This window comes from Spirosoma aerophilum (assembly GCF_054782495.1).
In genome coordinates this window covers 24,864-49,626 of record NZ_BAAGSJ010000050.1, presented here as the reverse complement: position 1 = coordinate 49,626, position 24,763 = coordinate 24,864, and the positions used below count along the sequence as shown (strand labels likewise).

Here is a 24,763-nt window from a genome sequence, read left to right as displayed (position 1 = left end):
GCTTTTATCAGTGCATACACTGACATAAATCCGAAGGTTTAGCCCAGACTTATGCCAGTGCATTGGCCAATTTGTTGATCGCCCCAATGAGTGGGTAGAAAAACAGCGTTTCTTCGATGGGTGAACTCAACGTGTCGATCATACCGCTGTATTCGGCCGCTACATCATTCTCTTTGCGTTGTATACCGTCCATGAGCGAGGTATCCAGATGGGTGCGCAACTCCTGCTGTGCGACCACCAGCGACCGTGCCGATACGTTCAGATTCCGGACAAAGCTAAACTGCTGGTTGATGGCGAAGAAGAAATCAATGAACGAATTGGTCTCCTTCAGCAGCGACTCGACAACCTCGGGTTTGCGGAGGTCGGCGTATGTCAATTGCGGAAACTCGTCGTCGAATGTAGCCGGATACACATAACTGATTGCTTCGGTATCTACCGGGCGGCTGTTGTTTGGCTGCATAAGGGCTCCTTTACAGGTTACCTCTTTAGGGCCTTTCCGTTCGTAAAAGAGGGTAAGCCCGCTGGTATCGTAGGGTTGGTCATAGACTTTTTCGAAAATGACCCGCGCAAGTTTCCCCAGCATCTGATCGTCGGCGCTGATGATCGTCAGTACTTTCGATCCTGTTCCGCTGAAGGTTATCGCTCCCGGCAAGCCAACGTTTTTGTGCTTCATCAGTCGGGCGATGTGGTAGATCAGAGCCGAAAAAAACAGCACAAACACCACTTTCATGTCCTCATCCTTGGCCAGCATGCCGTTGAACGAAAGCATACTTTTGGCTTTCACATCGTTGCTTTTCTCGATCGAGAACCAGAATGCCATAATGTCTTCCGACCGGTTTGTGTCCAGCATCCGCCGGTTGTTGTCGCTCAGATTGCCCAGATTCTGGCTGTCCAGCAGCGTCTGAATACGATCGGCGTATTTGCGGACGAAGCCATTATGGCTGGCCGCTCCGTATTCGCTGAAGGCGTCGCCATAAATGGCGTTGCCCGCAAAGCGGAAAGAGGTAAGCAGCCGGGGTTCGTTGCGCTCGTAGACAACTACGTCGGAGGTGCCACCACCAATATCAACGTTGATGACGGGCCGGGCCGACGCGCTTAATGTGGGGTTCTGCTTGTAATAATAGAACGGTGCCACCGACTCCGACACTTCGCGCAGGCGACCCGCCGATCCGCCAATGTAGCGGTCGTAGAGCAGTTGCCAGTCGGCGCGGAGCTGGCTTACCCGACCGGGTGTCATACTGGCCGGGAAGAACCAGTACACCGTCGTCTGGGATAAGTTTCCACCTTCGGTCAGCACTTTATTCTTGATGAGCATCAGCAACTCCTCCAGGAACGCTTCGACCCGTCGTTCGGTCTGATCGCTGGTTTTGGCCCATTTCAGATTGGTCGTGATCCGGTTCGACCCGGCGGGTTGCCGCTCGACGTAAAATGGAATATTAAAGTCGGCCAGGGCCTGCGTTTGCTGATTGAAACTCAGGTTCATGGGTTCGGCAATGGCGGTGCGCGTCGGGAAATTATCGGGACGGCCGGGGCCAATGGTTGGCGGCACAAACTCCAGATCGTACAGCAAGAACAACTCGAACAGGGCCGGGTTGTACTGCGCCGGAGCCACCAGCGTGGCCACCTGTGGGGTTAGTTCGGCTACGTCGAAAGGCCGGGGTGATCCGCCGTCCACCTTATACTCGACGTGGGTGTTGGTGGTTCCGAAGTCGACCGAGAACTCAAACACCTTGCTGCCGCCACTGTACTCCTGCCAGCGGGGAATCAGGATGCCGTTCATTTCGCGACCGTCGGCCCGGACGTGCGTTTGCAGGTAATCGAACTCTTCGCGCAGCACATAATACACACTCGACCCATCGGTGTTTTGCTGCCGAACGGTACGCTGGTGTTTCGACTCGGCTTTTACCTCGGTGTTGTTCCGCTGGCCGAAATAGGTCAGTTCGTACTGATTCTGGCTGTCGAAGCCCGATTCGATGAGCTGCACCCGGTAATCGGCCGGCACGTTGACGGCACCTGAACGGACAAACGGATAGATATTGACCGTAAATGAATTCTCGACAATGATGCCCTCATTGGTCGTTTCGTTGGGCGTTGTGGAGGTGCCAACAGTCGGGTTATACAGCCGCTCGAAGGTTACAAACTGGTTGCCGGGCTGGTTCGGGGCTGTAACGGGAATGTCGAGGGTCACGTTAATGCCTGCGCCCTGCGGGGTCATTTTCAACCGAACACGTCCCTGTAGCAGATCTTCAATGTCGAAAAAATCGAAGAAATCTTTTTTCAGCGGCAGCAGAAAACCCTTGTCGGAGGCTGGCGTTTGCAGGTTCCCGTCGAAGAACCGACCCCGGTCTGTTGGGAACGGCAGCCGGATCAGATACGGCTCCAGAAAATCGCTGACGGTAAGCCAGGGGTAATTGCCGGGTTGGCCGGGCAAGGGCCGCTGGTTGTCTTTCCACGATTCGCGGGCATAGTAGGGGACCGGTGTGTTCGAATTCCACTGGGCCTGCGGCACGTAGGTGAACTGTCGGAAAAACCGATTTTGCAACGCCATCGGGCGCGGCTGACTCGGATTCAGTCGCGTGTATTTGTCCGAACGGATAATGAAATCACTGACCCGATCAATGGCCCGGGCGTCAGATTTTTTCTTGCGTAAAGGGAAACCCAGTATCTCTACGACATCGCCGGGTCCGGTTGTCAATTCGTCAAAATCCTGATCGAACTGCTCCCGCGTTAACAATGGCTGGCCATTCTGCGATTCGATGTGTTCGTAGAACATAGTCGGGTTCTGTTGCTGCAGCAGCGCCCGACTGCGGTTCAGGTAGTCATCGACCTCGCGGAAACGGTCGCGGAAGTTGGGCATGAAGAGCTTGATGGCGTACCAGAATTTCTGATACTCAATGTCGCGCTGGTGCAACGGAGTCACCGACGCATCGAACAAACGATCATTTCCCATCGACACATCCACCCAGCTCAGATCATTGCCTGAACTGAAAAACAGTGTTTTGGGCGATGTGCCGCCCACCACCCGTCCGCGGTAGCTGAGGATGAAAAGCCGGTTGATGTCGTTGAAATTGTATTCGGCGGCATCCTGATCCAGAAATAGTTTCAGCGCATCGCCGAGCCGTTTATGCCCCAGGCTACTTGCTTGCCGCAGCCGGTCGAGGTCGGTGCGGACATCGAAAGGCGTAATGGTCACAAATGTTTTAAGCTTGTCGTAATTGAAAAATAGCTCGCCCACGTCGAGACAGTCCGACACGACGCGCTGGTCGTTGACCGTACCGTTCAGGTCAGGTTTGAGGGCCAGGTTCAGGAATGCCGACCGCACCAGGTCCATCCGGGCAAAGGGGCTTGGGATCGAGGTCGGCTGCTTAACGGTCTGACCACCCTGTGGGTCACGAATAGCCGCGATCTGGTCGGTGCCAAGTGGCTTACTGACGTACCAGTGCAGACCGGGAGTAGGGTTATGTAAACTGAATGTTGTTGGCATGTTTTGTCCTAGATTGTGCTGTCGGTTACTTATAACCGACAAGCGAGGTTTCTCAAAACCGTTGGACGAGGTTTCTCGAAACCTCGCTTGTCAGATTTGAGAATCTGACACCACAGCAGAAAAAATTAATAGTCCATCACCTTCGGAAGCCGGTCGCGGACGAACTGTTCGGTGCCTTCTGAAAATAGTTGAATGAATTTGTCGGCTTCACTGCCGTAGGCTTTCCCCTCGGCGGTTTTGTTCAGTGTCTGATCCAGATCATCGACAATGTCGAGCTTCACATCGGATTCACCCCCAAAAATGCCTTTCTTTTTCGGCTCAAAACCACGAACGGTATGGCCCAGGTTAGCTGCATCGAGCAGAAAGGGCTCAAACGACCGTTTGTTATTCCGCATTTCGGTGAGCCACTGCCGGAAGGCCGTATCGAAGTTTTTGACGCTGGTAAAGAATCCCGAATTGAGGAACGAGGTCGAAATTTGCGGGTTGGCTTTGGACCATTGAACCGTACCGGCCGCCTGGCGAAGTCGCTGGCTAATATAAGTGCTGAACAGGGCCATCTTCGAGAGGGGTAAGCTGATAAGCTGTTTAGTGCCAGCCGCCAGATTGCCCAGCTGAATGCTCAGTCCGTCCTGCTCAATACCAAACTCCTTGTAGATCGGGTTCGTCGGCCGACCGTTCGAAACGGCCAGACTGCTGTCGTCCGTATTCATAAAGTCGACAATGGCCAGCGCCGATGCCATCTCCACAAAGTGCGCTTCGTTTTTCTGCCCACCTGCACCGGGGTCGTAGGTGTAGGCTTTCGTCTGATCGTCGCCGATGTAATACAGCGCGTTTACCGACGGGTTCACGCCTTTCTGGTAATAGTTCAGGGCCGCTTTCGTTTTGGCAATGAACGAGGCCGGGTCAATGAGTTTGTTCTCGTTGGTGGTCAGGCTGAAATACGGCATCACCGTAACGGCCCCAATTTTGGCATTGGTCAGAAAGGCCGGATTGGGAATCTGCCCGATGGCCTGCGCCCCCCGAATGTTCTTGAGCAGGATAGGGAAGCCAGCTGCGCCGGTGCCGCCAAAAATAGAGCTGACAATAAAAATCCGGTCGTTGGCCCCAAAGTTCTCGGCAAAGGCCTGGAACACGTCGGAATACCGAAACTGGTTCAGCACCGTGCTGCCAATGTTTGGGTTGCCCACGAAACCGATGTCCATTTTCGTTTCCAGGTTCTCTTCCGAGAAGAGCAAACTAGCGAAGGCTTTGCTGGGCGCGTCCAGCCCTTCGTAGTTGATATAGTCCCGGAACTTCTCCTGCTGAACCCCCTGTAGTTCAAAAACATAGGTGTCGGCAATGGTTGCGTTGCCGCCGATGGACCGGTTCAGCGTTTTAATTTCGGTGCTGAAAAAGCCCGATGACGGTTTGGTCTGCAAACCCGCCCGGATGGTACCATATTCACGCAGCAGATCTTTGGTTCTCAGCAGATCGTCGTTGGTGGCGTGGGGGTCCAGAATGATCGGGATGACCTCGTCGGTATTGTTCATCTTCACGCCCGACGCCAGCAGGAAGGTGAGTGCTTTCAGCACCCGCGAGCCCGTTCCGCCAATAGCGAATACAAATAATTTTGCCATAATTTTTGTTTTTTTGGCCACAGAGATGCACGAAGAAGCTCGGAGTTACACGGAGAAAAATTTTCTATCTTAAAAAACTCTGTGTAATTCCCGCTCCGGCGTAGCGGTGTTTCTCCATGCATCTCTATGGCCAGCTTTCTATTTCGATGGCCACAGCATGGGCCGGTGTTTGGCGTTTTTACTGAAGTTTTTCATCACCATCGAGATGATAAAGAAAATAAAGGCCGTAAGTAACGCCATCTCGAAGGCATAACTCAGGAAGACACTTACGCCCTGATCGAAAAGTGTTCCCTGATCGGGGTCGGCTTCATCGCGGAGAATTTCCTGCCCGGCTTTCTGGTAGCAGGTAATCAGGGTAATAACAAACAGTAACAGCGCACTAACGCCTGTCATCAGCAGCCAGCTACCCATACCGCTGAAGCTGACTTTGTTGAAGGGCCAGATATAAAAAGCGAAAGCAACGACAAAGGCCAATCCAATGGCCGTCCACGTCAGGGGCGACAGCAGTTCTTCCTGATACAGATCTTCGAGCAGACTGTTGTTAACGAACAGGTTGTAAAAGTTATAAAGCGATTCTTCCATGATTAAAGAGCGAAAGAATGAAAGAGTGAAAGAGTGAAAAGCGAGTGCGAATTTTCCTTCGCTCATTCACTCCTTCGCTCTTTCACTCTTTAAATTGAATGGTTAGCGTGAAATATTCGGTTTGGTTATTGGGGTTGTAAGCGCGTTCGACGCCCTGCAGGAGGTTTTGTATGCCAAAAGTTGAGTTGGCGTCGGGCGAGGCATCGTTGGTGGTGTTGGTACTGGCGATCCAGCGGGGCGGGAACTGCCGCTTTAGACGAATGGTGGCTGACCGTTCGCCACGGGCGGGTTTGTCCGTCGTCAGCAAGACCTTATGAGTGGTTCCGTTGGCGCCCGAATACGTTTGCACACCCGAAACCTTGAAATTGTCTTTTCCTTCGACTACATACTGGCTCGCATCGGTCAGCAGCGAAGCAGGCAGACGCAGGGCCGACAGGTCGACGGCTATCGGAATGGTCAGGCTTTTGTCCGTGACATCAGGTTGCACGTCTTCAATAGCGTGAACAGCTTTCGCGTGGCTCTTTACTTCCTCGTCCGACCGTTTGAAGCGGCCTTTACGGGCCGGGTCGGTGACCAGAATACTGTAGAACGGCTCAATGGCTTTGGTGTCGCGACCGAAAAACCAGGAATCCGCATAACCGGGCAATTGGTCAAACCGGCGGATGGTTGCGTAGGTTTGATCCTGATACAATCGCTGCATGGTTTCGTTGCGGCCAATCAGGCAGAGGTAGTAAGGCCGTTCGCCGGTGTACTTTTTCCTGGCGTTATTCCAGCTATAGTACGTACCGTCGAAATCGGATTTGAGCTTGATCACCAGCATGGAGTGTGTGCTGGCGTAGGGGTTAAAAACAGTTGTGAGCAGAGAACTGGCGGCATCGAGGGTTTTTTGGGCACTCATACCGGTCAGACTTGGGTCGGAGTAGATCAAATCCGAAACCAGCACGCTCAGGTCATCGCCTGTGGTGTTGCGCAGAATATCGCTGAAAATTCCTTCGAAGTCGGTACTGGTGGTTTTTCCTTTCGTCTTCGCTACCGTGAAGATGTTTTTCTCTTTAAAAAACTGGGGGAGCGACAACCCCAGGTCGTTCACTTCGGTGTTGACTACAAAGAGCTTACCCTGATTGGGGTTGATCGCGTCAAACTCCGTGAGTACATCGTTCAGCGTCCGTTTGAAGGCCCCATTTCCGGTAGCCGCATCATAGGGGAACATGCTGCCACTGGCTTCCAGATACAGCTTGAGCCGGAGGGGTTTGGTGGAGGTTGCCGCACCGGCTACCGCTATGGCAGGAGCGTCGCCTTCTTTGGCTAACTTGCGGTAGGTGCGGTTACGCTTAATATAGGCTACCAGTGCCGATTCGTTGATTTTGCCATCGGGTGTCAGCAGGGCTTTCGTCTTTTTGTCGCTGCCGAGTTCTTTGCTTTCCTGATTGATAAAGACGCGCAGGGCGTCGGCTTCGTCAACGTCGATGGCGTTGTCGTTACTCAAAGCGTCGCTGATCTGGTCATCTAATTTATCGCCTGAACTGGAACAGCCCGCCAGCCAGCCCATCGACAGAACCATCAGTGACACTAAATAAACGCGAGGGTGGATCATGAATGTTTTTTTATTTTTAGTCATGCTTTCGCATCACTTTGCCGGTAGCTTTTGACGGGTGAAACATGAATTCAGCTTACAGGTTAACTGTCAAAACGCCGTAGTGCCTTAAATTTTCTTAAATAACTATAGAACGTAACGAACCATAGCGCCATTTTATGTCAATCGGTACAGATAAACGATAAACGGACGTTTACCTTTGTAATTCTGATTATGCCCAATATGACGCTTCGCCATTTCGTATTACTTTTTTTACTGGTTTTACCTTTACTATTTCAAAACTGCGCGCAGGTAGCTCAGCCACCGGGCGGCAAGAAAGATACGCTGGCTCCGAAACTGGTCAGTAGTATGCCCACTGCCCGGCAGCTTAACTACACGGGCAAGACCGTAGAACTGGAGTTCAATGAGTACGTGAACAGCGAGAACTTACAGCAAAAAATAACGATTACACCCCAGGATAGTAACACCTTCGTGGTGAAGTCCTTACCATTGGGCATTCGGCTGACATTCAGTAAGCCATTTTTGCCCAACACGACCTACACCATTGACTTTGCCGATGGCATCAAAGACATCACGGAGCGGAACATCGCCAAAAATACCAAAATAGTGTTCAGTACCGGGTCTACAATCGACTCGCTTTATCTGACGGGCAACGTTGTCGATGACGAAAGTCGTCAGCCACTGCTCGGCTTTGTTGTTGGCTTATTTGCCGCCACCGATACGCTGCCCATCAATCGGAAACGGCCCCAGTATTTCGCCCGAACGGACAGCAGCGGTAATTACCGAATCGAAAATGTTAAGGCGGGACTTTATAAAGTGTATGGGTTCGATGATAAAGATCTGAACCTGGTGAACAACACACCGGGCGAGCGTGTAGCCTTCCGCGATAGTGTGCTGAACTTCAATCGGAACTATTCGGAGGTGAATATGGTGGCTTTTCGGGGGTATGGCAAGCCCCGCATCAGTCGACGCGAACGCACCGACGAAACGCTGGGGCTCGAACTCAGCAGCGGCATTGCCAGCTACAAAATTCGATATGGCCGGCCGACATCCACATCGGCTGTTTCCACGACGGCTGTTTCCACGACGGCTACGTCGACCACGGCTACGTCCACGACAGTAGCGCCTGCAGCACCGGTTGCTTCGCCGGTATCGTCAACGAGTTCGCCGGGCGATACCCTGGTTTCGTTTCTGGAGAATCCGAAGATGATCCGACTGTTCCGGCCCGCCAACCGCGCTGCCGACGATACGCTGCACCTGACCATCATGGCCGAGGACTCCGTTGGAAACATGACCGAGTTGCGGGAACGGGTCTATTTTTCACCGTTGAAGACACGCGCCAAAAATCGCACCCCATTGTCGGTTCAGATAAGCCCGCCATCGACCGAACCGATTGATTATAATCTGGAGTTTACGCTGACGTTTAACAAGCCGGTATTTCAATACAAAACCGATCTGATCATCATTGGGGCCGACAGTACAAAGCCTTTCAAGCTGACGCCTGCCAATCTGAACTGGAGTAATAATTCCTCCCGACTGGTCATTAAATACAAAACGGACCTGCGCGACACGCTCTTTTTCAGGTTACAGAAAGGATCGTTCATCAGCGTTCAGGGCGATACGCTGCCCCGCTATACAGCCCGGTACCTGATCGCCAAAGACGACAGTTACGGCTTGCTTGCCGGTAAAGTGAATCCGGCTACGGTAGGCCCCGCCGGAACGAATTTTATTGTCGAGCTACTGGACGACAAATATCAGGTGGTACGCACAGCCTACAATACCCCTTCTTTTAGCTTCGGCCGACTCAAACCGGGTCTGTACCGACTACGGCTAATCATCGACGCCAACAAAAACCGAAAGCGCGACATTGGCAATGTGCAGAAGGGTATCCAGCCCGAACGGATCATCTATAATCCGGGTACCGAGGAGAACGGGACCATCCGCGTGAAACAGGACTTCGAGTTTACGGATCTGGATTTTTGATTGGGGATTTTAATGATGTAATGTATAATCATGTCCATAATCCTGTCACCCCTTCGGGGTTTTGATTGGTAGGTGGGGGATTGTATGGTCTATAATCATAACACCCCTTCGGGGTTGATAGACCGAACAACTATTAAACCCCGAAGGGGTGTTATGATTATAAAAACCTAGTCTCCATCTCCATCCATTTAAACCCCGAAGGGGTGACAGGATTGTAGAAATAGAATCCCCCAACAACCTATCAAAACCCCGAAGGGGTGATAGGATTATTTTGACATATCACGTCATTATCTAAACCACAATCATGGCCGGCACATTTTCTCAAATCTACATTCAGGTTGTTTTCGCTGTAAAAGGTCGAGAAAGTCTATTGCAAAAACCTTGGCGCGATGAGGTTTTTAAATACATGTCTGGCGTGATTACCAATAAAAATCAAAAGGCAATTATTGTCAATGGGGTGGCCGATCATGTGCATTTATTTATTGGCTTGAAACCGTCTGCCTGTTTATCTGACTTGGTTCGCGATATAAAAAACAATACAACGAATCTGATCAACGACCATAATTGGGTTAAAGGGAAATTTGCCTGGCAGGAAGGTTTTGGCGCGTTTTCATACGCTCACTCGCAGATTGACGCCGTTTATAACTATGTGTTAAATCAGGAAGAGCATCACCGGAAGAAGACATTTCGGGAAGAGTACCTTGATTTCCTTCAAAAATTTGAGGTACCCTACGAAGAACGATTTTTGTTTGATTGGCTTGAGTAACGTCGTTTGTTTACATCGACTCCACGGTGTTAATGCTGTCGTCTGATTCAACATCACTTTAGCCAATAACCAATCCATTTCCAAGGATCGCTGGACACATATAATAACAGAATCCTAAACCGGATGGGCACTAATTATTCACCCGTTGACCCCTACCTTTGTGGTGGGTTAGTAAATCGGCCCCCAACCCATCGGAACTATGTACGTTAAACCTAAAAAAGAACTCGGTCAGCACTTTTTGACAGACCTGAGTATTGCCCAGCGCATTGCTGAACTCCTGACCGTACATGCTGGCGTCGATGGCATACCGTATAAGCGAATTCTTGAAATCGGGCCTGGAACGGGCGTGCTGACGCAGTTCCTGTTGCAGAATGATCAGTTTGAAACCTACGTTATCGAAATCGACCGCGAATCCGTCGATTACCTGAAAGTCCATTTTCCCGCCCTGGAGGGGCGCATTCTGGGCGCTGACTTTCTGAACATCCGTCCTGATTTCCTGCCGACAAAACAGCCGAATAGTACCGAGCCATTTGCCGTTATTGGCAACTTCCCTTACAACATTTCGACCCAGATTCTTTTTAAAGTGCTGGAGATGCGCGAACGCGTACCCGAAGTGGTGGGAATGTTTCAGCGCGAAGTGGCCCAGCGAGTGGCCTCCGGGCCCGGCAATAAAGACTATGGTATCCTGAGTGTGTTATTGCAGGCCTGGTACGATATCAAGTATGAGTTCACGGTCGATCCGGGTGTATTTAATCCACCGCCAAAAGTTTTTTCGGGGGTAATCTCGCTCAAACGAAACAGCGTAACCGACCTGGGCTGCGACGAACGCAAGTTTACGCAGGTGGTGAAGCATGGCTTTAGCCAGCGCCGGAAAACCCTTCGCAATGCCCTCAAACCCTTAAGTCCACCCGAAGCTGCCCTCGCCAGTCCCTACATGGACAAACGCGCCGAGCAGTTGAGCGTGGCCGAGTTCGTAGCCTTAACTTCGTTAATGGAGGAGAGGGACGAGAGGGAGTAAAGGGATGAGAGGTCTACCCTCCTCCCATTTGTCCCATTCCTCCCTTTGCTCCCTGCCAACAATGACTTTCGAACTCACCAAAGACTACCTCGATCATATTCAATCGGCCATCGAGTCGGGCGACGATGCGTTGCTGCGGACGGAGATGGAGGAATTGTTTCCAGCGGATATTTCCGGAATTCTCGATGAACTGGAACCGGAAGCGGCTCATTACCTGCTTAGTCTGCTCGATAAAACGGTAGGGGCCGAGATACTGGCCAATCTCGACCAGACCGAACGGACGGCTTTGCTGAAACTCTTTACCTCAGCTGAACTCGCTCCGTTCATCAACCAGATGGATTCCGACGATGCTGTGGACGTGCTGAACCAACAGCCCATTCAGGTTCGGGAGGAGGTTATTGGTTTTCTGGAAGACCGGGAACAGGCTCGATTTATTCTCGATCTGCTTCATTATGAAGATGGAGTGGCGGGCAGTCTGATGCAGAAAGAGCTGATTCGGATCAATGTCAACCTGACCGTTAACGCCTGTATTGAAGAAATCCGACAGCAAGCCGAAGACGTTGAGAATGTCTACGCCGTTTACGTTGTTGACGATGTGGGTAAGCTGTTGGGGCTGGTATCGTTAAAGAAAATCGTGCTGGCCCGGAAAAATGCCAAGATCGCGGATATTTACGACGACGATATCGTTTTTGTGGAAACCTACCGCCCGGTTGCCGAAGTGGCGGAGGTGATGCAGAAGTATGACCTCGACGCCATTCCGGTAGTGAACGTTCAGCAGCGACTCTTAGGTCGTATTACGATTGATGACGTGGTCGATGTGATTACCGATCAGGCTGAGGAAGATATCCAGGTAATTTCGGGTCTTTCGGGCGAAGTAGAAGAGGATGATACGATCTGGCAGCGCTCGAAAGTGCAGCTTCCCTGGCTCATTGCCGGGGCCGTGGGCAGCTTGATGGCGGCTACGGTTATCAATGGGTTTCAGAGCGAACTGGGTAAAATTGCCGCTTTGGCCGCCTTCATTCCCATCATCGGATCGACCGGTGGGAACGTTGGTATTCAAACATCCTCCCTCATTCTGCAAAGCCTGGCCGACACATCGGGGCTGAGTGTAACGCTTGGCCGGCGGTTGCTGCGAACGCTGCTGGGGGCCGTCATCAATGGGCTGGTGGTGGGCCTGATTGCCGGTACGTACACCTTCATCATTGGCGAACCGCGCCTGTTTTTTGTGGTGGCCACCTCTTTACTGGCGGTGGTCATGCTGGCCTCGTTTATGGGCACTGTAACGCCCTTGCTGCTCAACAAAGTAGGCATAAATCCGGCGGTGGCTTCGGGGCCGTTTATCACGACGGCCAACGACCTGATCGGGATCGGCGTCTATTTTATGATTGCCCAGTGGCTACTCGCCGAAGTTTAAGTATATTCGTTGGCTATGACTATTCGTTTCGCCACCCCCGACGATGCGCCTGCCATGCTGGCCATTTATGCCCCTTATATTACGGGTACCACCATTACGTTTGAATATGAAGTTCCGACCGTAGCGGAATTCACCCGCCGAATTGAAGCGATTCATCAACAGTACCCTTACCTGGTTGCCGAGGTAAACGGCGAGATCCTGGGCTATGCGTATGCATCCAAACACCGCGATCGTCCGGCGTATCAGTGGTCGGTCGAGACGTCGGTGTACGTACATCCCGTTGGTCACCGGCAGGGTATTGCCCGTCAGCTTTATACAATGTTATTTGAGTTTCTGTATCGGCAGGGTTATTACAATGCCTATGCGGGTATCACGATGCCTAACCCGAAGAGTGAGGCCTTTCATCAGACCATGGGCTTTGAGTTCATCGGTACCTACGACAATATTGGGTTTAAAATGGGGGCGTGGCATAGCGTTGCCTGGTTTCAACGAACGTTACAGCCTCATCCGGTCAATCCGGCTATACCACTTCCCATCTCTCAGCTTCTTTGAGGAAATTAATGGGAGGATTTTACCGGTGCCCATGCCTGGCTCGTACCCGACGCCCACTCCGTCCACCCCTCCCAATTCCCACAATCCTGCCCGAATCGGTACGGGGTAAGCCATAGCGGAGGATGAACCCGTAGAAAGTCCTGGAGCTATCGAAAGAGTCGTTGCTGAAATCATAATAGCCCGTTGTGAAGCCGAAGCCAAGCTTAGGTGATAATTGCGCGAAGATATTGTAGCTCAGTTCCAGCATCAGGCTTCCTTTGGAGTCGAATAACTTGCCTGCTCCAAGGGCCATTTCATTGGCGAAAATGCCATAATTGGCGACGTTCATGGTAACCCGGCCTTCAAGAAACAGCGTCGTATCAGGCCTGAACGTATTTCGGCCAAAAGCCACCCCCAGGTCGATCACCCGAAACGTTTTGCCAATTTCGATGTTTTGCGCCCCCCGGTCGCTCGTTTTGCCTGCTCCGGTATAAATGGCAAAAGGCACCGCCCGGACATACCAGGGAGCGGTTTTAAAACTAAACGTCGCTTTAACCGAATCGGCTGTTGATTGCACCTGAGCTTCTGTGGAAGCCATTGAGCCAATAATGATAAACAGTGAACAAACGCTTCTTTTTAGTGAAAAATAGGGCATAAGCTGGAAAAGAGGGTTTTAAATTAATCGCTGATTAAGACTTGTACACTTACAAATCGGTAAGCTAGGTCGATTCCGTTAGTTGAAGCAAAAGTAAACTCTCTAGACCCTTCAGCGGCTATGAAAACGATAATGAATCTGTTTGATCAGTTTGACCGGCTGGACACCTGTATTAACCGCTGGATGGTAACCTATAGCATTCTACTCTTGCGAATAGGGATGGGTATTATTTTTCTGGGATTTGGCCTGCTGAAATTTTTTCCGGGCATCAGCCCAATCGAATCCCTCGCCACTCGAACCACTACGGTATTGACAATGGGCGTGTTCACGGGCCATAACGCGATGGATTTTGTCGCTATTCTTGAATGCCTGATTGGGGTGTGCTTTGTGTCTGGCCGTTTTTTGCGGGTTGGTGTGTGGCTGATGGCTGCGCAAATGATCGGGGCCATGTCGCCTTTAGTGATCTACCCCGGCGAATTATTCCCCGGTCCCCTTCATGCGCCAACGCTGGCAGCTCAATACATTATCAAAGATATTGTGCTGGTAGCTGCCGGCATGGTGATTGCCGCCACCTGGACAGGTGCCCGGATTGTAGCGAAGCCTCAAAGCTTACGGAGTACCTTGCGAACCCGGATTCCGGGAGTATATGGCGTTAAACGTCTGGCCGGAAAAGTAGCAACTGCTTAATTGATGTTAACAATGGATATGATGGGTGAGCAACTTGTTCTAGGCGGTTCCAGCCACAAAGTAGCACTAGCGTCAACCAGAAAATAAAGCCGAGTCTGGCACCAGTATTGTTGAGACAACCGCAGCTAGTAGGTTGATAATCGGGCAGGAAGTCAAAAAAACAACTGTCAACCAACCCGCGGTGCTGCCGAAAACGTTACATGAGGCTATTCGCCAACAGGTACTGTACGAAAACGTCACTTTCCGATACAGAACTTGCTGAAAATCGAATCCAGCAAATCGTCGGTTGTAATCTCACCGGTCAACTCACCCAGATGTTGCAGGGCTACCCGTAAGTCCATTGCCAGCCAGTCGGGGGTGACGCCGGTGTCGAGGCCGTGGATGGCGCGGGCGAGGGCTTCGTCGGTGCCGGTGAGGTGGTTGTAATGACGGGCGTTGGTCACTACGGCGCTGCCCGTTTGCACAGCGGCATCAGTGCGGACGCGGGCCGAAAGGGCTGCTTTCAGCTCGTCCAGATGCGTTTGTTTGGCCGCCGAGATCCAGACGACGGGCTCGCCCAACATCGTTTCCAGGGACTCGCGGCTGGCGTCGGTAATGGCGTCGAGTTTATTACCGACAAGCAGATACGGTTTGCCGGATGCCCGTACTTCGTCGACCGCCGTTTGTAAATCGGCCGATGTTACGTTTTTGGCGTCGAATAGGTAAACGACGAGAGCGGCATCACGCATTTTCTGCTGCGTGCGCTCAATACCGATGGCTTCAATGCGGTCGGTGGCCTGCCGCAAGCCGGCCGTGTCGATTAACCGAAAGCGAATACCATCAATGAATAGCTCATCTTCAATCACATCGCGGGTGGTGCCGGGAATATCGGAGACAATGGCTTTCTCTTCGTTCAGCAGCGCGTTCAATAACGTCGATTTGCCCGCGTTGGGTTTGCCGACAATGACAGTTGGCACTCCGTTCTTAATGGCGTTTCCGGTTGAGAACGACTCGATCAATGGATGAAGCACTCGACGAATGTCGAGCATCAACTGACGGAGCCGGTCGCGGTGGGCGAATTCAACGTCTTCTTCGCCAAAATCAAGCTCCAGTTCAACCAGGGCGACGAAATCGATCAGTTGTTGGCGTAGGTCTTTGAGTTGTCGGGAGAAACCGCCCCGCAATTGATTGAGGGCTGCCCGGTGGCTGGCGTCGGAGTCGGATGCAATCAGGTCGGCAACGGCTTCGGCCTGTACCAGATCGAACTGACCATTCAAAAACGCCCGTTGGGTGAACTCGCCCGGCTTAGCCAAACGGACACCTTCCTGCATAAGCCGACGCAGAATTTGCTGGATAATGAATTCCGATCCGTGACACGAAATTTCAACAACATCTTCTTTCGTGAAGGATTTTGGTGCCCGGAAAACGGTTGCCAGTACTTCGTCGATAATGCTGCCGTCTTCGTTCCGAAGGGTGCCAAAATGGGCAGTGTGGCTTGGCTGCTGGGTCAGATCTTTTCCCCGAAAAAGACGATTGGTTAGTTCAATGGCACCTTCGCCCGATACGCGGACCACGGCAATGGCACCGATGCCGGGGGCTGTGGCCAGTGCCGCAATGGGTTCTAATTGATACAAGTTCGTGTTGTAAGTTGTGTTTTGAGCCAGCTAGTTACGTGTCGTTCTTCAGGAAATCCCTTCTTAAAGACTCAACAACTGACGCTGGAAAATAGGCAGACGATTTAATAACCCAGCTACCCGTTTCTCAACGGGTACGTTTGGGATGCCGAGCCAGTCGGCGTATTCATCGCCCATGAAGAAACGCATTTCCCCGGCTGCGAGGTTCCGAATCGTTTCCGGTCCCAGTACCTTCGTTTCCGAAGAGCCTGCCGCTGGGCCGAACCCGTTCGGCGCTGTCTGACTGGACGCGGCCACAGCGGCAATGGCGTTCAACAGCGAACGGGTCAGTCCGACGCCCGCTTCGGAGGGGGCAAATTGCCGACGGGCAATGGCGGTGCCAAGGTTATAGGCTTCGCGGAGGTTGGCGGGTGTTAGTTCTTCGGCCACGCCATTGAGGTAACCAATCACGTTGATATGATGCAGGTAATCTTCCTCTTCCTGCCCGGTCATGCTCACCTTTGCTTTTCGTAATCCCTGCAAAACGACATAGGAAAACGAGAGGCTGGTACCGGCCATATCCTCCTGATTGACCGGGTAGCCCCAATCCATATTCCAGCGGCCGGAGTGGAGCGAAAACCAGCGGGCACCGGCATGAATCAGCCGGATCTTCTGCGTACGGCGGATGGCAGTTGCCTCGTTCCGGCTGCCCATCGCGCCGAAAGACCATTCCTTAGCGTTATTGACGGCAAATACCCACTCGCCGGTTTCCTGGAGTCGGCGGGCGGTATCATTTTTTATGCGTTCGGTAAGCCAAAGCACTTGTGCACCGTTGGCTCCCAGGTAGGAGTAGGGGAGTGAGAAAAAGCCGAGCGTCAGCCCGATTTGCTGGGCGTGCTTTTTGAAAAAAGCCATGCCCCGTTTCATCCGGTCGGGTTCAGCCCAGTCGGGTAAAGTCCCGTATTCAGCGAAAAAGGTTTGGATGGCCGGGTATTGGTTCTCCGTCGAGAAATTGCTGGTGTCTCCAAGCCATTGCATGAGCGAACGCAGGGCCGTCGGGCCACCAGTTTCGACAACCGCAGCAATGGCCGCATCAGCCGGGGCATCGCCCTGCTGTCGGTAACGGTCTAACAAGGCATTTGAAAAGGGACGGGAGGGCTTTATGGCAGTCAGCATCGTTCGGTTATGAATCTGACTGGGTAACGATGCGTAGACGGAATTGGTTTGTAGTACCGCCCCTTCCGGCTTGGCTTGTTTGCGAAGAACGAGTATGACCGACCCGAAAGAACGGTACTACAGGCTTATTTGCAGCCCATCATAGCCCAGTCGGATAGTGTCGGGCAGTTCTTTTTCAACCTCCCGGTGCAAGCCCAGTTTGTGGCTGATGTGGATAAAATAGGTGCGGTCGGCACCGATCCGTTTGGCCAGAGCAACGGCCTGGTCGAGTGAAAAATGGGAGATGTGCGGCTGAATCTGAAGAGCGTCCAGCACCAAGACCTTTGTGCCGTAAACCTTTGTCAATTCCTCATCGGAAATATAATTTAAATCGGTGAGGTACGTGAAATCACCGACTCGAAAGCCATAAACGGGTAGTTTATGGTGCATAACTTCGATGGGCGTAAACCGAATGCCGAGCACATCAAACGGCTCGTTGATGATGGTATGAAGCTGAACGTGGGGAGTGCCGGGGTATTTTGTTTCGGCAAAAACGTAAGCAAATTCGCGCTGAAGCTGGGCCAGCACCGTTGGTCGGCCGTATACGGGGATGTCTTTTCCCGACCGGAAATTATACGCCCTGATTTCGTCGAGCCCTGCCGTATGGTCTTTGTGTTCGTGGGTGAACAGCACGGCATCGAGCTGTTGCAGATTAAGCCGGAGTACCTGCTGACGAAAATCCGGGCCTGTGTCAATAACAAAACTTAATCCGTCCACAGAAATGTGAACGGAAGTACGGAGTCGCTTGTCCCGAAAGTCAACCGACCGACACACGTCGCAGGTACAGCCAATAAGCGGCACCCCCGACGATGTTCCCGTACCAAGCAGGGTGATTAGCATAAGGAGGAAGGGGAGTAAAGGGAGGAAGGAGGAGAGGGATTTGGTAGTATAAATCCTTTTACTCCCTTTACTCCCCTTCCTCGTTTTCCTCCTTTCCTTTTTATTTATCCGTCAGTTGATTAACGACTTCTACCAGTCGGTCGAAGTTGAGGGGTTTCACCAGAACATCGTTGAAACCGGCGGTTTTGAATTCTTCTTCGGTGTAGTTTTTGGCGTTACCGGTGATGGCAACGATGGGTACACCGGCTTTTTCCTGGTCGGACAGGGCCCGAACGCGCCGAACGCATTCCATGCCATCCATCAACGGCATGTTGATGTCTAACAGGAGAATACTGAAATCTTCTTTTTCGAGAATTTGCAGTACCTGCTCACCGTTCTTGACGGCGGTGATGTCGTAATTCTGAAACTCTAGAATTTTGCGGGCCAGATTCTGGATAACAGAGCTATCTTCGGCAATCAGGACGCGTTTGGAAGCTGACATAAGGCTTGAGAGATCGTGAATCGTTATACTGTGGTGAAATTATAGAGTTAAATCGGCAAACGCAAAAAGGCATTACACACAAAAGGCCGCTACGTACGCTTTTTACGCCATACAATTCTGCCAGTTGCCTGTAATCGCCTAACAAATAGGGTAGAAGAGACCGTTATATTTTTGATAGAACTTTTTCCATCACCATGAACTCAAGCGGCTGCTTCTTGATGCCAAACCGGGGGTCATCGGGAAATGGCTCAACCTTGCCCGTAGGGGTATAGCCACGTCGCTCGTACCAGGCAATGAGTTCATGCCGGACCGTAATGACCGTCATGGTGATGGCCCGGCATCCTCGATGCTGAGCGATCTGCTCTGCCGCCAGCAGCAGTTGCCGGCCGATGCCGCTGGCCTGAACATCGGGCGAAACGGTTAGCATACCCAGATAAAGGTCGCTCGCTTTCAACTCCAGATAGACGCAGGCCAGTAGGCGTCCCGCGTCTTTGTAAGTTAAAATCTGGGCGTTGGGATTTTGGATCATGGCCCGCAACGATTCTTCACTGGTGCGAATACCATCAAGCAAATCCGCTTCCGTCGTCCATCCCTGACGGGAACTATTGCCCCGGTAGGCCCCATTGACCAGTTGTTCCAACGCGGGAATATCCGCTTCGGTGGCCGTAGTCGTGAAAACCTGGTTCATGCGCTATTCGTTACCTACCTCCCGAAAATCCAGTTGCTGGATCAGGGCCGGGGTTTCGGGAGTCAGTGTGAAAAATACATCAATGTTTGCCTTCTCGCCTTCCAGCAAGAAGTGCCCCCGCAACTGGTTTTCGGGTATCAATTCGCCTACACGTTTAATCGTGCCCACTTTGGCATACAGGTCCTGCACCGTTTTCCGGCGGGTGGCCACCGACTTGTCGGGGAAGAAATTTTCGGCGAATATGCCGCTCTGCTCGGCGTTTGTCCAGTTAGGAAGAAGTTTGAGGAGTTCGGCTTTTCGTTGGGCCAGTATACTGGAAACGGGTAACTGCCGGGGACGTAGCTTCGCCATAGCCACCAGCGTATCGAGTACCGCCGAGTTCACCGAGCCCAAACTAGCATAGGTAACATTGCCATACGCAATAACGCCAAGGCCATAGTCGGGGAGGATACGCCATTGACTGCCAAAGCCGGGTAATCCGCCACTGTGCCCGACGTCGACCTGACCGATGCAGTTTTTATTCCAGCGCAGGCCATAGCCATACCCGCTCGTTATAGGGCACACCTGACCGGCTGCGTTTTTGGCCTGCGCCGACAAACCCGCGAAGGTCCAGGGTTGCTGCATTTCCCGGATAGAACTACGCTTGACAGGTCCGTTGTCGACATCATTACGCGGTGGCCAGGCGGCCTGGTGAAGAGCCACATACTTGCTGAAATCCTCAATGGATGTGATCAGACCACCCATAGCGCCGTGTGAGCCGTCGTGCAGCAGAGGTTCCGCAAGCCAGGTGCCCGCTGCGGAGCCGTCATCCTGCCAACGGTAGCCCAGGGCCAGTTTGTCGGCCGAGATGTTAGCATATTCCCACTGGGTATCGTTCATCCCCAGCGGTTTCAGAATGGTTTCGGTAATGTATTGCTGGTAGGGCTTCCCGGATACAACGTTGATGATCCGCCCCAGCATGGCGAAGGCGAGGTTGCTGTATTCATAAGCGAAATTCGGTACGTTAGCGTTCGAAATGCCCCCTTTAATCAGCTTCGTGAGGTCATCATCTGAGTCGGCCAGCTGGCGGTCGCCCCAGGGGTTGTCTTCCGGAAAACCCGCCGAGTGAGCGAGTAGGTTTCGAACCAGAATCCGGGGGGCATCGGCGGTAAGGTATTTATGGTTCTTTAGCTCGGGAATATAGGTTTCGGCGGGATCGTCGAGCCGCAGCTTCCCTTCATCGCGGAGTTTTAGAACCGCCATGGCCGTCAGACTCTTGGTCATCGACGCAATGCGAAACAGCGATTTAGGCGTTGCCGGTGTCCTGGTGGCTACATTGGCGTACCCAAACCCACCTGAATAGACCAGCTTGCCATCGAGCACGATACCGAAGGCCAGGCCAGGTATGTGACGTTTCTCCGCTTCGTTTTTGTAAAGCTTTTCGACGAGGGAGAAAGCCGCTCCCAATTTGTTCAGTCGGTCAGCATCGGTGAAAACGGGCGGCTGGTAATTAGCGGTATGTAGTACCGTCCGGTTGGGTGACAATGGCTGCGCCAGGGCAGTGGAGGCAGTAAAAAACAGAGCAGGAAAAATTAGTCTCATATCGACCCGTGAGATGTATAACAGTTCAGACCTGCTAACATACAAAATAACCGCCGGAAGAGCCTTGTATGGGTACGAAATGGGGTGTTTATATCGTAGCTGACGCTCAAGCATGCATCTGTCCCGCTGAATCAGATAGTCATTTTTTGCGCGGCTTCGGGGTTGACCGGTACCTATTTTTGCCGAATGAACAGTGAGGATGAAAAATTGATCGCGTTCTTCAAAGGACGCAAATTGCCGCCCAAAGGCTACTTCCAGATCGCGGCCTGGGACTCAACATTCGATTTAAAAAATACGGTAGAGCTAGCGATAACCGGCCTTCGGGCGGGTGATGGTGCTAGCCGGGAGACACTTAAACGAGTTCGGCAGCGGCTGGAAACAATGGGGAAGTCAGAATAAGAAATAGCCCGGAGTCCAACAGGCTATCCGGGCTATATTCTGGCAATTATCATAGGTTGGTTTTTGTATTTGTTTAGACTGATCGCACCGTGGATGAGTCACAAGGGTGGGGCCTTTAATTAGTTATGGTACGTTGTTCGTCAGACGGGTTCGTTGAACCCGTTAACAGAGTCATGTCTAAAATTGAGGACTATATGGTGGATATACGCGCTGCTTTCTGCCCTGTTTGCGGCTTTAACCGCTATACTGGCTAAGGTTGGTATTAAGGGAGTAAATACCGATCTGGCAACGGCCATTCGCACGGTAGTCATTCTTCTGGTGGCCTGGGGCTTGGTGTTCTGGCGCGGAGGCATCGAGTCATTACCCACCCTGACCCGCCAAAACTGGATTTTCCTGCTCTTATCCGGGGTAGCTACCGGCTTATCCTGGGTATTTTATTTTAGAGCATTACAGTTGGTAAAGTTTCGCAGGTGGCCCCTGTTGATAAATTGAGCGTAGCGATCGCCATTCTGCTTTCGGTTCTTTTTCTGGGCGAGGTACTGACCTGGAAAGCCGCTCTTGGCGCGGCACTGATCATTGCCGGAACGCTGGTGTTGATCCTGTGAGCAAGGCCTTCCCGTTAAAATTTAATCTGACAAATGAAGCTATGATTGGTTAATTACAAACTGACATCACACTTCCCTATAACCCAACTGTTATGAGCGCTTTTGATCAACTTGTTATGCTGCCCGGCAGTGAAAAGCCGGTACCAGAGGCTACAGCATCCAATACGCTGGACCCGAATGAGATCGTAACCGTAACCGTCCGGATTCGCCGGAAAAAGTCTTTGACACCTTTGGTCAATACGGGCTCCGAAGTAGCAAAACCCGTGAGCCGAACGGCTTATGCCAGCCAATACGGTGCCGACCCGGCCATTGTGAAGTTGGTGGAAGAATTTGCCTCTGCATATGACTTAAGTCTGGTTGAAAGCAGTCCCGCCCGACGCAGTGTTTTGCTTCGGGGCACCGTTGCCCAGATGGAACAGGCCTTTGGGGTGCCCCTCCAAAACTACCGCCTGGCTGATGGAACCGTCTTCAGAGGGCGGACGGGGACAATCAGCGTGCCGGCCGAACTTGTTGATAGCATTGAGGGGGTTTTTGGCTTAGATAACCGACCATTGGCCAGGCCGCATTTTCAGGTCTATGGCCCAACGTCGGGCAATGGTTCGCAAATTGCTCCCCGGGCAGGTAGTGTTTCCTTTACGCCCCCCCAGTTGGCCCGCCTGTATAATTACCCGGTGGGGGCCACCGGTAAAGGGCAGACCATTGCTATTATCGAGCTGGGCGGGGGCTTCCGAAAAGCAGATATTACGGCCTACTTTGCCGGACTGGGCATTAAAGCCCCCACGGTCGTTGCTGTTTCGGTTGATGGGGGGCACAATGCACCCGGTACTGCCGACGGGGCCGACGGCGAAGTGATGCTCGACATTGAAGTAGCGGGGGGCGTTGCACCTGGGGCTAAAATCGTAGTTTATTTTGCTCCGAATACAGATCAAGGCTTCCTGGATGCCATTACCACGGCCATTCATGACACTACCAATAAACCATCCGTTATTTCCATTAGCTGGGGAGCGGCCGAGGTAAACTGGACCCCACAAGCCCTCACGTCCTATAATCAGGCGTTTCAGGCGGCAGCCGCTTTAGGGATAACGGTTTGTGCCGCTGCCGGTGATACGGGTTCCGACGACGGCGTGGGCGATGGAAAAGCGCACGTCGATTTTCCATCATCGAGTCCCTTTGTGTTAGCCTGTGGGGGCACGAAACTCACCGCTACCGGCAATGCCATAACGGAAGAGATCGTCTGGCACGAAAGTAAAACCAGCGCTACTGGTGGTGGCATCAGCGATGTATTCGATCTACCTGCCTACCAGCAGGCGAGCCACGTGCCTCCATCGGTCAATGATAAAACGCGTATTGGCCGGGGCGTTCCCGATGTAGCGGCCGTTGCCGACCCTGCTACGGGCTATGCCGTTCGGGTCGATGGTTCCAACCTAGTCATTGGCGGTACCAGTGCCGTGGCTCCCCTCATGGCGGGACTGATTGCGTTGATCAATCAAAAACGGGGGGGGAAGCCAGTGGGGTATATCCACCCGGTCATTTATGCTAATCCGGGCGTTTTCAGAGACATTACTCAGGGTAACAACAGCACAACGAACGGAAACAAAGGGTATGCAGCTTCAGTTGGCTGGGACGCCTGTACTGGATTAGGAGTAGCCGATGGAACGAAACTGGCGGCCCTGCTAGGGAACAAAGGTACCGTTGCCTAGGGTCTTAGCCGATGGTTTGTCGTGCGATGGTTGGGGCGCACGGTGAACCATCCGTGTGTTTTAGAGAAAGAAAAATAACAGCAGCGGTATTGAAAGAATGAACAGAATAAGCAAAATGAACAAAAGCTGACCTGTAGGCGAATACATAACATACCGGCTATTGCCTGCCACCAGGTTCATTAACTCGTTTATCCAGTGCCGTACCATGCAATTCAGAAGATCATGATTTCGGCGTAAAATTATAAATCAGGTATTTATCATCCGTATTATGAAATTGTTACGGACGACCGTATCCTTTACGCCCGTAGTACGAAAGGGCGGGTGTTGTGTCAAAAGTTTCTTCAGAAGTCGTGTAGTAACCGGACCCGTCGGGGGCCCAGCCAACAGCTTCGCCCTGTGCCTCCTTGGCAAGGGGTACTAACCGGGGCCTTCGTGTGAGCGCTTTGGTGATTGATTCACCGGGCTGGCGTTTGTAATAGAAAAGCTGGGTGTAGTTGCGCATTAGAATTTCGCTGCCATCGGTTGAGATCGCCGATGACGTTATCCGCTCAAAAGGGATAATCAACTGGCGGACCATCAGCGTGGTCCTCGTTACCGACTGCGGGTAGGGGGCCCGATATAGTGTTGTCTTGTCACTTTTTGAGAAAATGAACAGGTCTTTGGTCGTTGGGTCGATCAGGAAGGCCTCTGAATTTTGTGGCCCATCGGGAAGTTGCAGGCGGATGGCGTCAATGGTCGAGATGTGCCCGTCAACGGGAAGCTGGCGTCCGCTGATCGTTGGTTCCAGAAACCGGTAGATGATCTTTTCGGGGTTTCGGCGTCGGTTATCGCCTATCTCGCCCAGGTAAATATACGATTCTCCGGGTATCGGTCCAGGCCCTACGGCGATGTCTTCCCAATCCCGATTTTCCAGACCGTCGAGTGTGAAGCGGGCTACAACCGAGCCGTCCTGGTTCAATAATTGAATCTGGTTTGAATTGCCCGAATCCTGCTCCGTCCATAAACAGCCGGCATTTCGATGGCTCAATGCCAGACCCGATGATTCTGACAGGGTTTCATCGGTTAGATCAACAAGTTTCCGGGGTTCACTGAAAAGCGTTGAGTCTGCTTTTATATCATTTATCGTGTACGGAACAGTAATCAATTTGTCCGCCAGGGAGTTACCTGACGTTTTGTTTGGTAAACCAATTATTGTAAGAAGTTTATTTTGACTAGCCTGATTACAACTACAGAGTGATCCGATTAAGAGAATAGATAACGCATGTGTTAATCTCATGAGCGCTGAAAAATGTACTATATTGTATATTTGTATACTTATTTTTATAAAGTAAA

At 52.0% G+C, this 24,763-nt stretch carries 20 protein-coding genes and 1 pseudogene; 9 read left to right on the top strand and 12 right to left on the bottom strand.

Annotation, left to right across the window (positions count from 1 at the left end):
- Window positions 1-49 precede the first annotated feature (49 nt).
- The 4 genes from ACYVK4_RS32700 to ACYVK4_RS32685 all read right to left on the bottom strand — a co-directional run bounded on the left by ACYVK4_RS32700 (window position 50) and on the right by ACYVK4_RS32685 (window position 7,276).
- Entirely contained in the window at window positions 50-3,484 is a 3,435-nt protein-coding gene (locus ACYVK4_RS32700; protein WP_461131787.1) for a hypothetical protein, read from the bottom strand.
- A gap of 125 nt (window positions 3,485-3,609) precedes the next feature.
- Entirely contained in the window at window positions 3,610-5,100 is a 1,491-nt protein-coding gene (locus tag ACYVK4_RS32695) for a hypothetical protein (RefSeq protein ID WP_461131786.1), read from the bottom strand.
- 138 nt (window positions 5,101-5,238) lie between these two features.
- Window positions 5,239-5,682 (bottom strand): hypothetical protein, encoded by a 444-nt coding sequence (locus ACYVK4_RS32690; protein ID WP_461131785.1) that lies wholly within the window; start codon window positions 5,680-5,682, stop codon window positions 5,239-5,241.
- Window positions 5,683-5,764: 82 nt separating this feature from the next.
- Window positions 5,765-7,276 carry a hypothetical protein gene (locus ACYVK4_RS32685; RefSeq protein WP_461131784.1) on the bottom strand — a complete coding sequence of 504 codons (1,512 nt, stop codon included), beginning with the start codon at window positions 7,274-7,276 and terminating at the stop codon, window positions 5,765-5,767.
- A gap of 213 nt (window positions 7,277-7,489) precedes the next feature.
- On the opposite strand from ACYVK4_RS32685, the gene ACYVK4_RS32680 reads away from it, so the two are divergent.
- The 5 genes from ACYVK4_RS32680 (at window position 7,490) to ACYVK4_RS32660 (ending at window position 13,009) form a co-directional block, all read left to right on the top strand.
- Complete coding sequence (locus ACYVK4_RS32680) at window positions 7,490-9,259, top strand: Ig-like domain-containing domain (RefSeq protein ID WP_461131783.1); 1,770 nt, start codon at window positions 7,490-7,492, stop codon at window positions 9,257-9,259.
- A gap of 304 nt (window positions 9,260-9,563) precedes the next feature.
- The gene (tnpA, locus tag ACYVK4_RS32675) at window positions 9,564-10,025 is read left to right on the top strand and encodes an IS200/IS605 family transposase (RefSeq protein WP_461131782.1); all 462 of its coding nucleotides are present in this window, start codon (window positions 9,564-9,566) and stop codon (window positions 10,023-10,025) included.
- Between the two features lie 199 nt (window positions 10,026-10,224).
- Entirely contained in the window at window positions 10,225-11,043 is an 819-nt protein-coding gene (gene rsmA / locus ACYVK4_RS32670; protein ID WP_461131781.1) for a 16S rRNA (adenine(1518)-N(6)/adenine(1519)-N(6))-dimethyltransferase RsmA, read from the top strand.
- Between the two features lie 61 nt (window positions 11,044-11,104).
- On the top strand, window positions 11,105-12,457 hold the full coding sequence (gene mgtE / locus ACYVK4_RS32665; protein ID WP_461131780.1) for a magnesium transporter: 1,353 nt from the start codon (window positions 11,105-11,107) through the stop codon (window positions 12,455-12,457).
- 15 nt (window positions 12,458-12,472) lie between these two features.
- Window positions 12,473-13,009 (top strand): arsinothricin resistance N-acetyltransferase ArsN1 family B, encoded by a 537-nt coding sequence (locus ACYVK4_RS32660; RefSeq protein WP_461131779.1) that lies wholly within the window; start codon window positions 12,473-12,475, stop codon window positions 13,007-13,009.
- 19 nt (window positions 13,010-13,028) lie between these two features.
- Here ACYVK4_RS32660 and ACYVK4_RS32655 read toward each other — a convergent pair whose 3' ends face one another.
- Window positions 13,029-13,586 carry a hypothetical protein gene (locus ACYVK4_RS32655; protein ID WP_461131778.1) on the bottom strand — a complete coding sequence of 186 codons (558 nt, stop codon included), beginning with the start codon at window positions 13,584-13,586 and terminating at the stop codon, window positions 13,029-13,031.
- Window positions 13,587-13,763: 177 nt separating this feature from the next.
- Here ACYVK4_RS32655 and ACYVK4_RS32650 point away from each other — a divergent pair, with 177 nt between their 5' ends.
- The gene (locus ACYVK4_RS32650) at window positions 13,764-14,330 is read left to right on the top strand and encodes a DoxX family membrane protein (RefSeq protein ID WP_461131777.1); all 567 of its coding nucleotides are present in this window, start codon (window positions 13,764-13,766) and stop codon (window positions 14,328-14,330) included.
- A gap of 236 nt (window positions 14,331-14,566) precedes the next feature.
- On the opposite strand, the gene mnmE is transcribed toward ACYVK4_RS32650, so the two are convergent.
- The 6 genes from mnmE to ACYVK4_RS32620 all read right to left on the bottom strand — a co-directional run bounded on the left by mnmE (window position 14,567) and on the right by ACYVK4_RS32620 (window position 20,727).
- Entirely contained in the window at window positions 14,567-15,943 is a 1,377-nt protein-coding gene (gene mnmE, locus ACYVK4_RS32645) for a tRNA uridine-5-carboxymethylaminomethyl(34) synthesis GTPase MnmE (protein ID WP_461131776.1), read from the bottom strand.
- Between the two features lie 63 nt (window positions 15,944-16,006).
- Window positions 16,007-17,098 (bottom strand): oxygenase MpaB family protein, encoded by a 1,092-nt coding sequence (locus ACYVK4_RS32640; protein ID WP_461131775.1) that lies wholly within the window; start codon window positions 17,096-17,098, stop codon window positions 16,007-16,009.
- Between the two features lie 117 nt (window positions 17,099-17,215).
- Window positions 17,216-17,977: an MBL fold metallo-hydrolase gene (locus tag ACYVK4_RS32635; protein WP_461131774.1), complete on the bottom strand. Its 762-nt coding sequence runs from the start codon at window positions 17,975-17,977 to the stop codon at window positions 17,216-17,218.
- Window positions 17,978-18,077: 100 nt separating this feature from the next.
- Complete coding sequence (locus tag ACYVK4_RS32630) at window positions 18,078-18,458, bottom strand: response regulator (protein ID WP_461131773.1); 381 nt, start codon at window positions 18,456-18,458, stop codon at window positions 18,078-18,080.
- A gap of 163 nt (window positions 18,459-18,621) precedes the next feature.
- Window positions 18,622-19,146 (bottom strand): GNAT family N-acetyltransferase, encoded by a 525-nt coding sequence (locus ACYVK4_RS32625; RefSeq protein ID WP_461131772.1) that lies wholly within the window; start codon window positions 19,144-19,146, stop codon window positions 18,622-18,624.
- Between the two features lie 3 nt (window positions 19,147-19,149).
- A complete protein-coding gene (locus tag ACYVK4_RS32620) occupies window positions 19,150-20,727 on the bottom strand; it encodes a serine hydrolase domain-containing protein (RefSeq protein ID WP_461131771.1) in 1,578 nt (525 codons plus the stop codon).
- Between the two features lie 186 nt (window positions 20,728-20,913).
- On the opposite strand from ACYVK4_RS32620, the gene ACYVK4_RS32615 reads away from it, so the two are divergent.
- The 3 genes and pseudogenes from ACYVK4_RS32615 to ACYVK4_RS32605 all read left to right on the top strand — a co-directional run bounded on the left by ACYVK4_RS32615 (window position 20,914) and on the right by ACYVK4_RS32605 (window position 23,431).
- The gene (locus ACYVK4_RS32615) at window positions 20,914-21,126 is read left to right on the top strand and encodes a hypothetical protein (protein ID WP_461131770.1); all 213 of its coding nucleotides are present in this window, start codon (window positions 20,914-20,916) and stop codon (window positions 21,124-21,126) included.
- 153 nt (window positions 21,127-21,279) lie between these two features.
- Window positions 21,280-21,731, top strand: a pseudogene (locus ACYVK4_RS32610) (EamA family transporter).
- 92 nt (window positions 21,732-21,823) lie between these two features.
- On the top strand, window positions 21,824-23,431 hold the full coding sequence (locus ACYVK4_RS32605; RefSeq protein WP_461131769.1) for a S53 family peptidase: 1,608 nt from the start codon (window positions 21,824-21,826) through the stop codon (window positions 23,429-23,431).
- 277 nt (window positions 23,432-23,708) lie between these two features.
- Here the strand turns inward: ACYVK4_RS32605 and ACYVK4_RS32600 are convergent, their stop codons facing one another.
- The gene (locus ACYVK4_RS32600) at window positions 23,709-24,575 is read right to left on the bottom strand and encodes a hypothetical protein (protein ID WP_461131768.1); all 867 of its coding nucleotides are present in this window, start codon (window positions 24,573-24,575) and stop codon (window positions 23,709-23,711) included.
- Window positions 24,576-24,763: the final 188 nt, after the last annotated feature.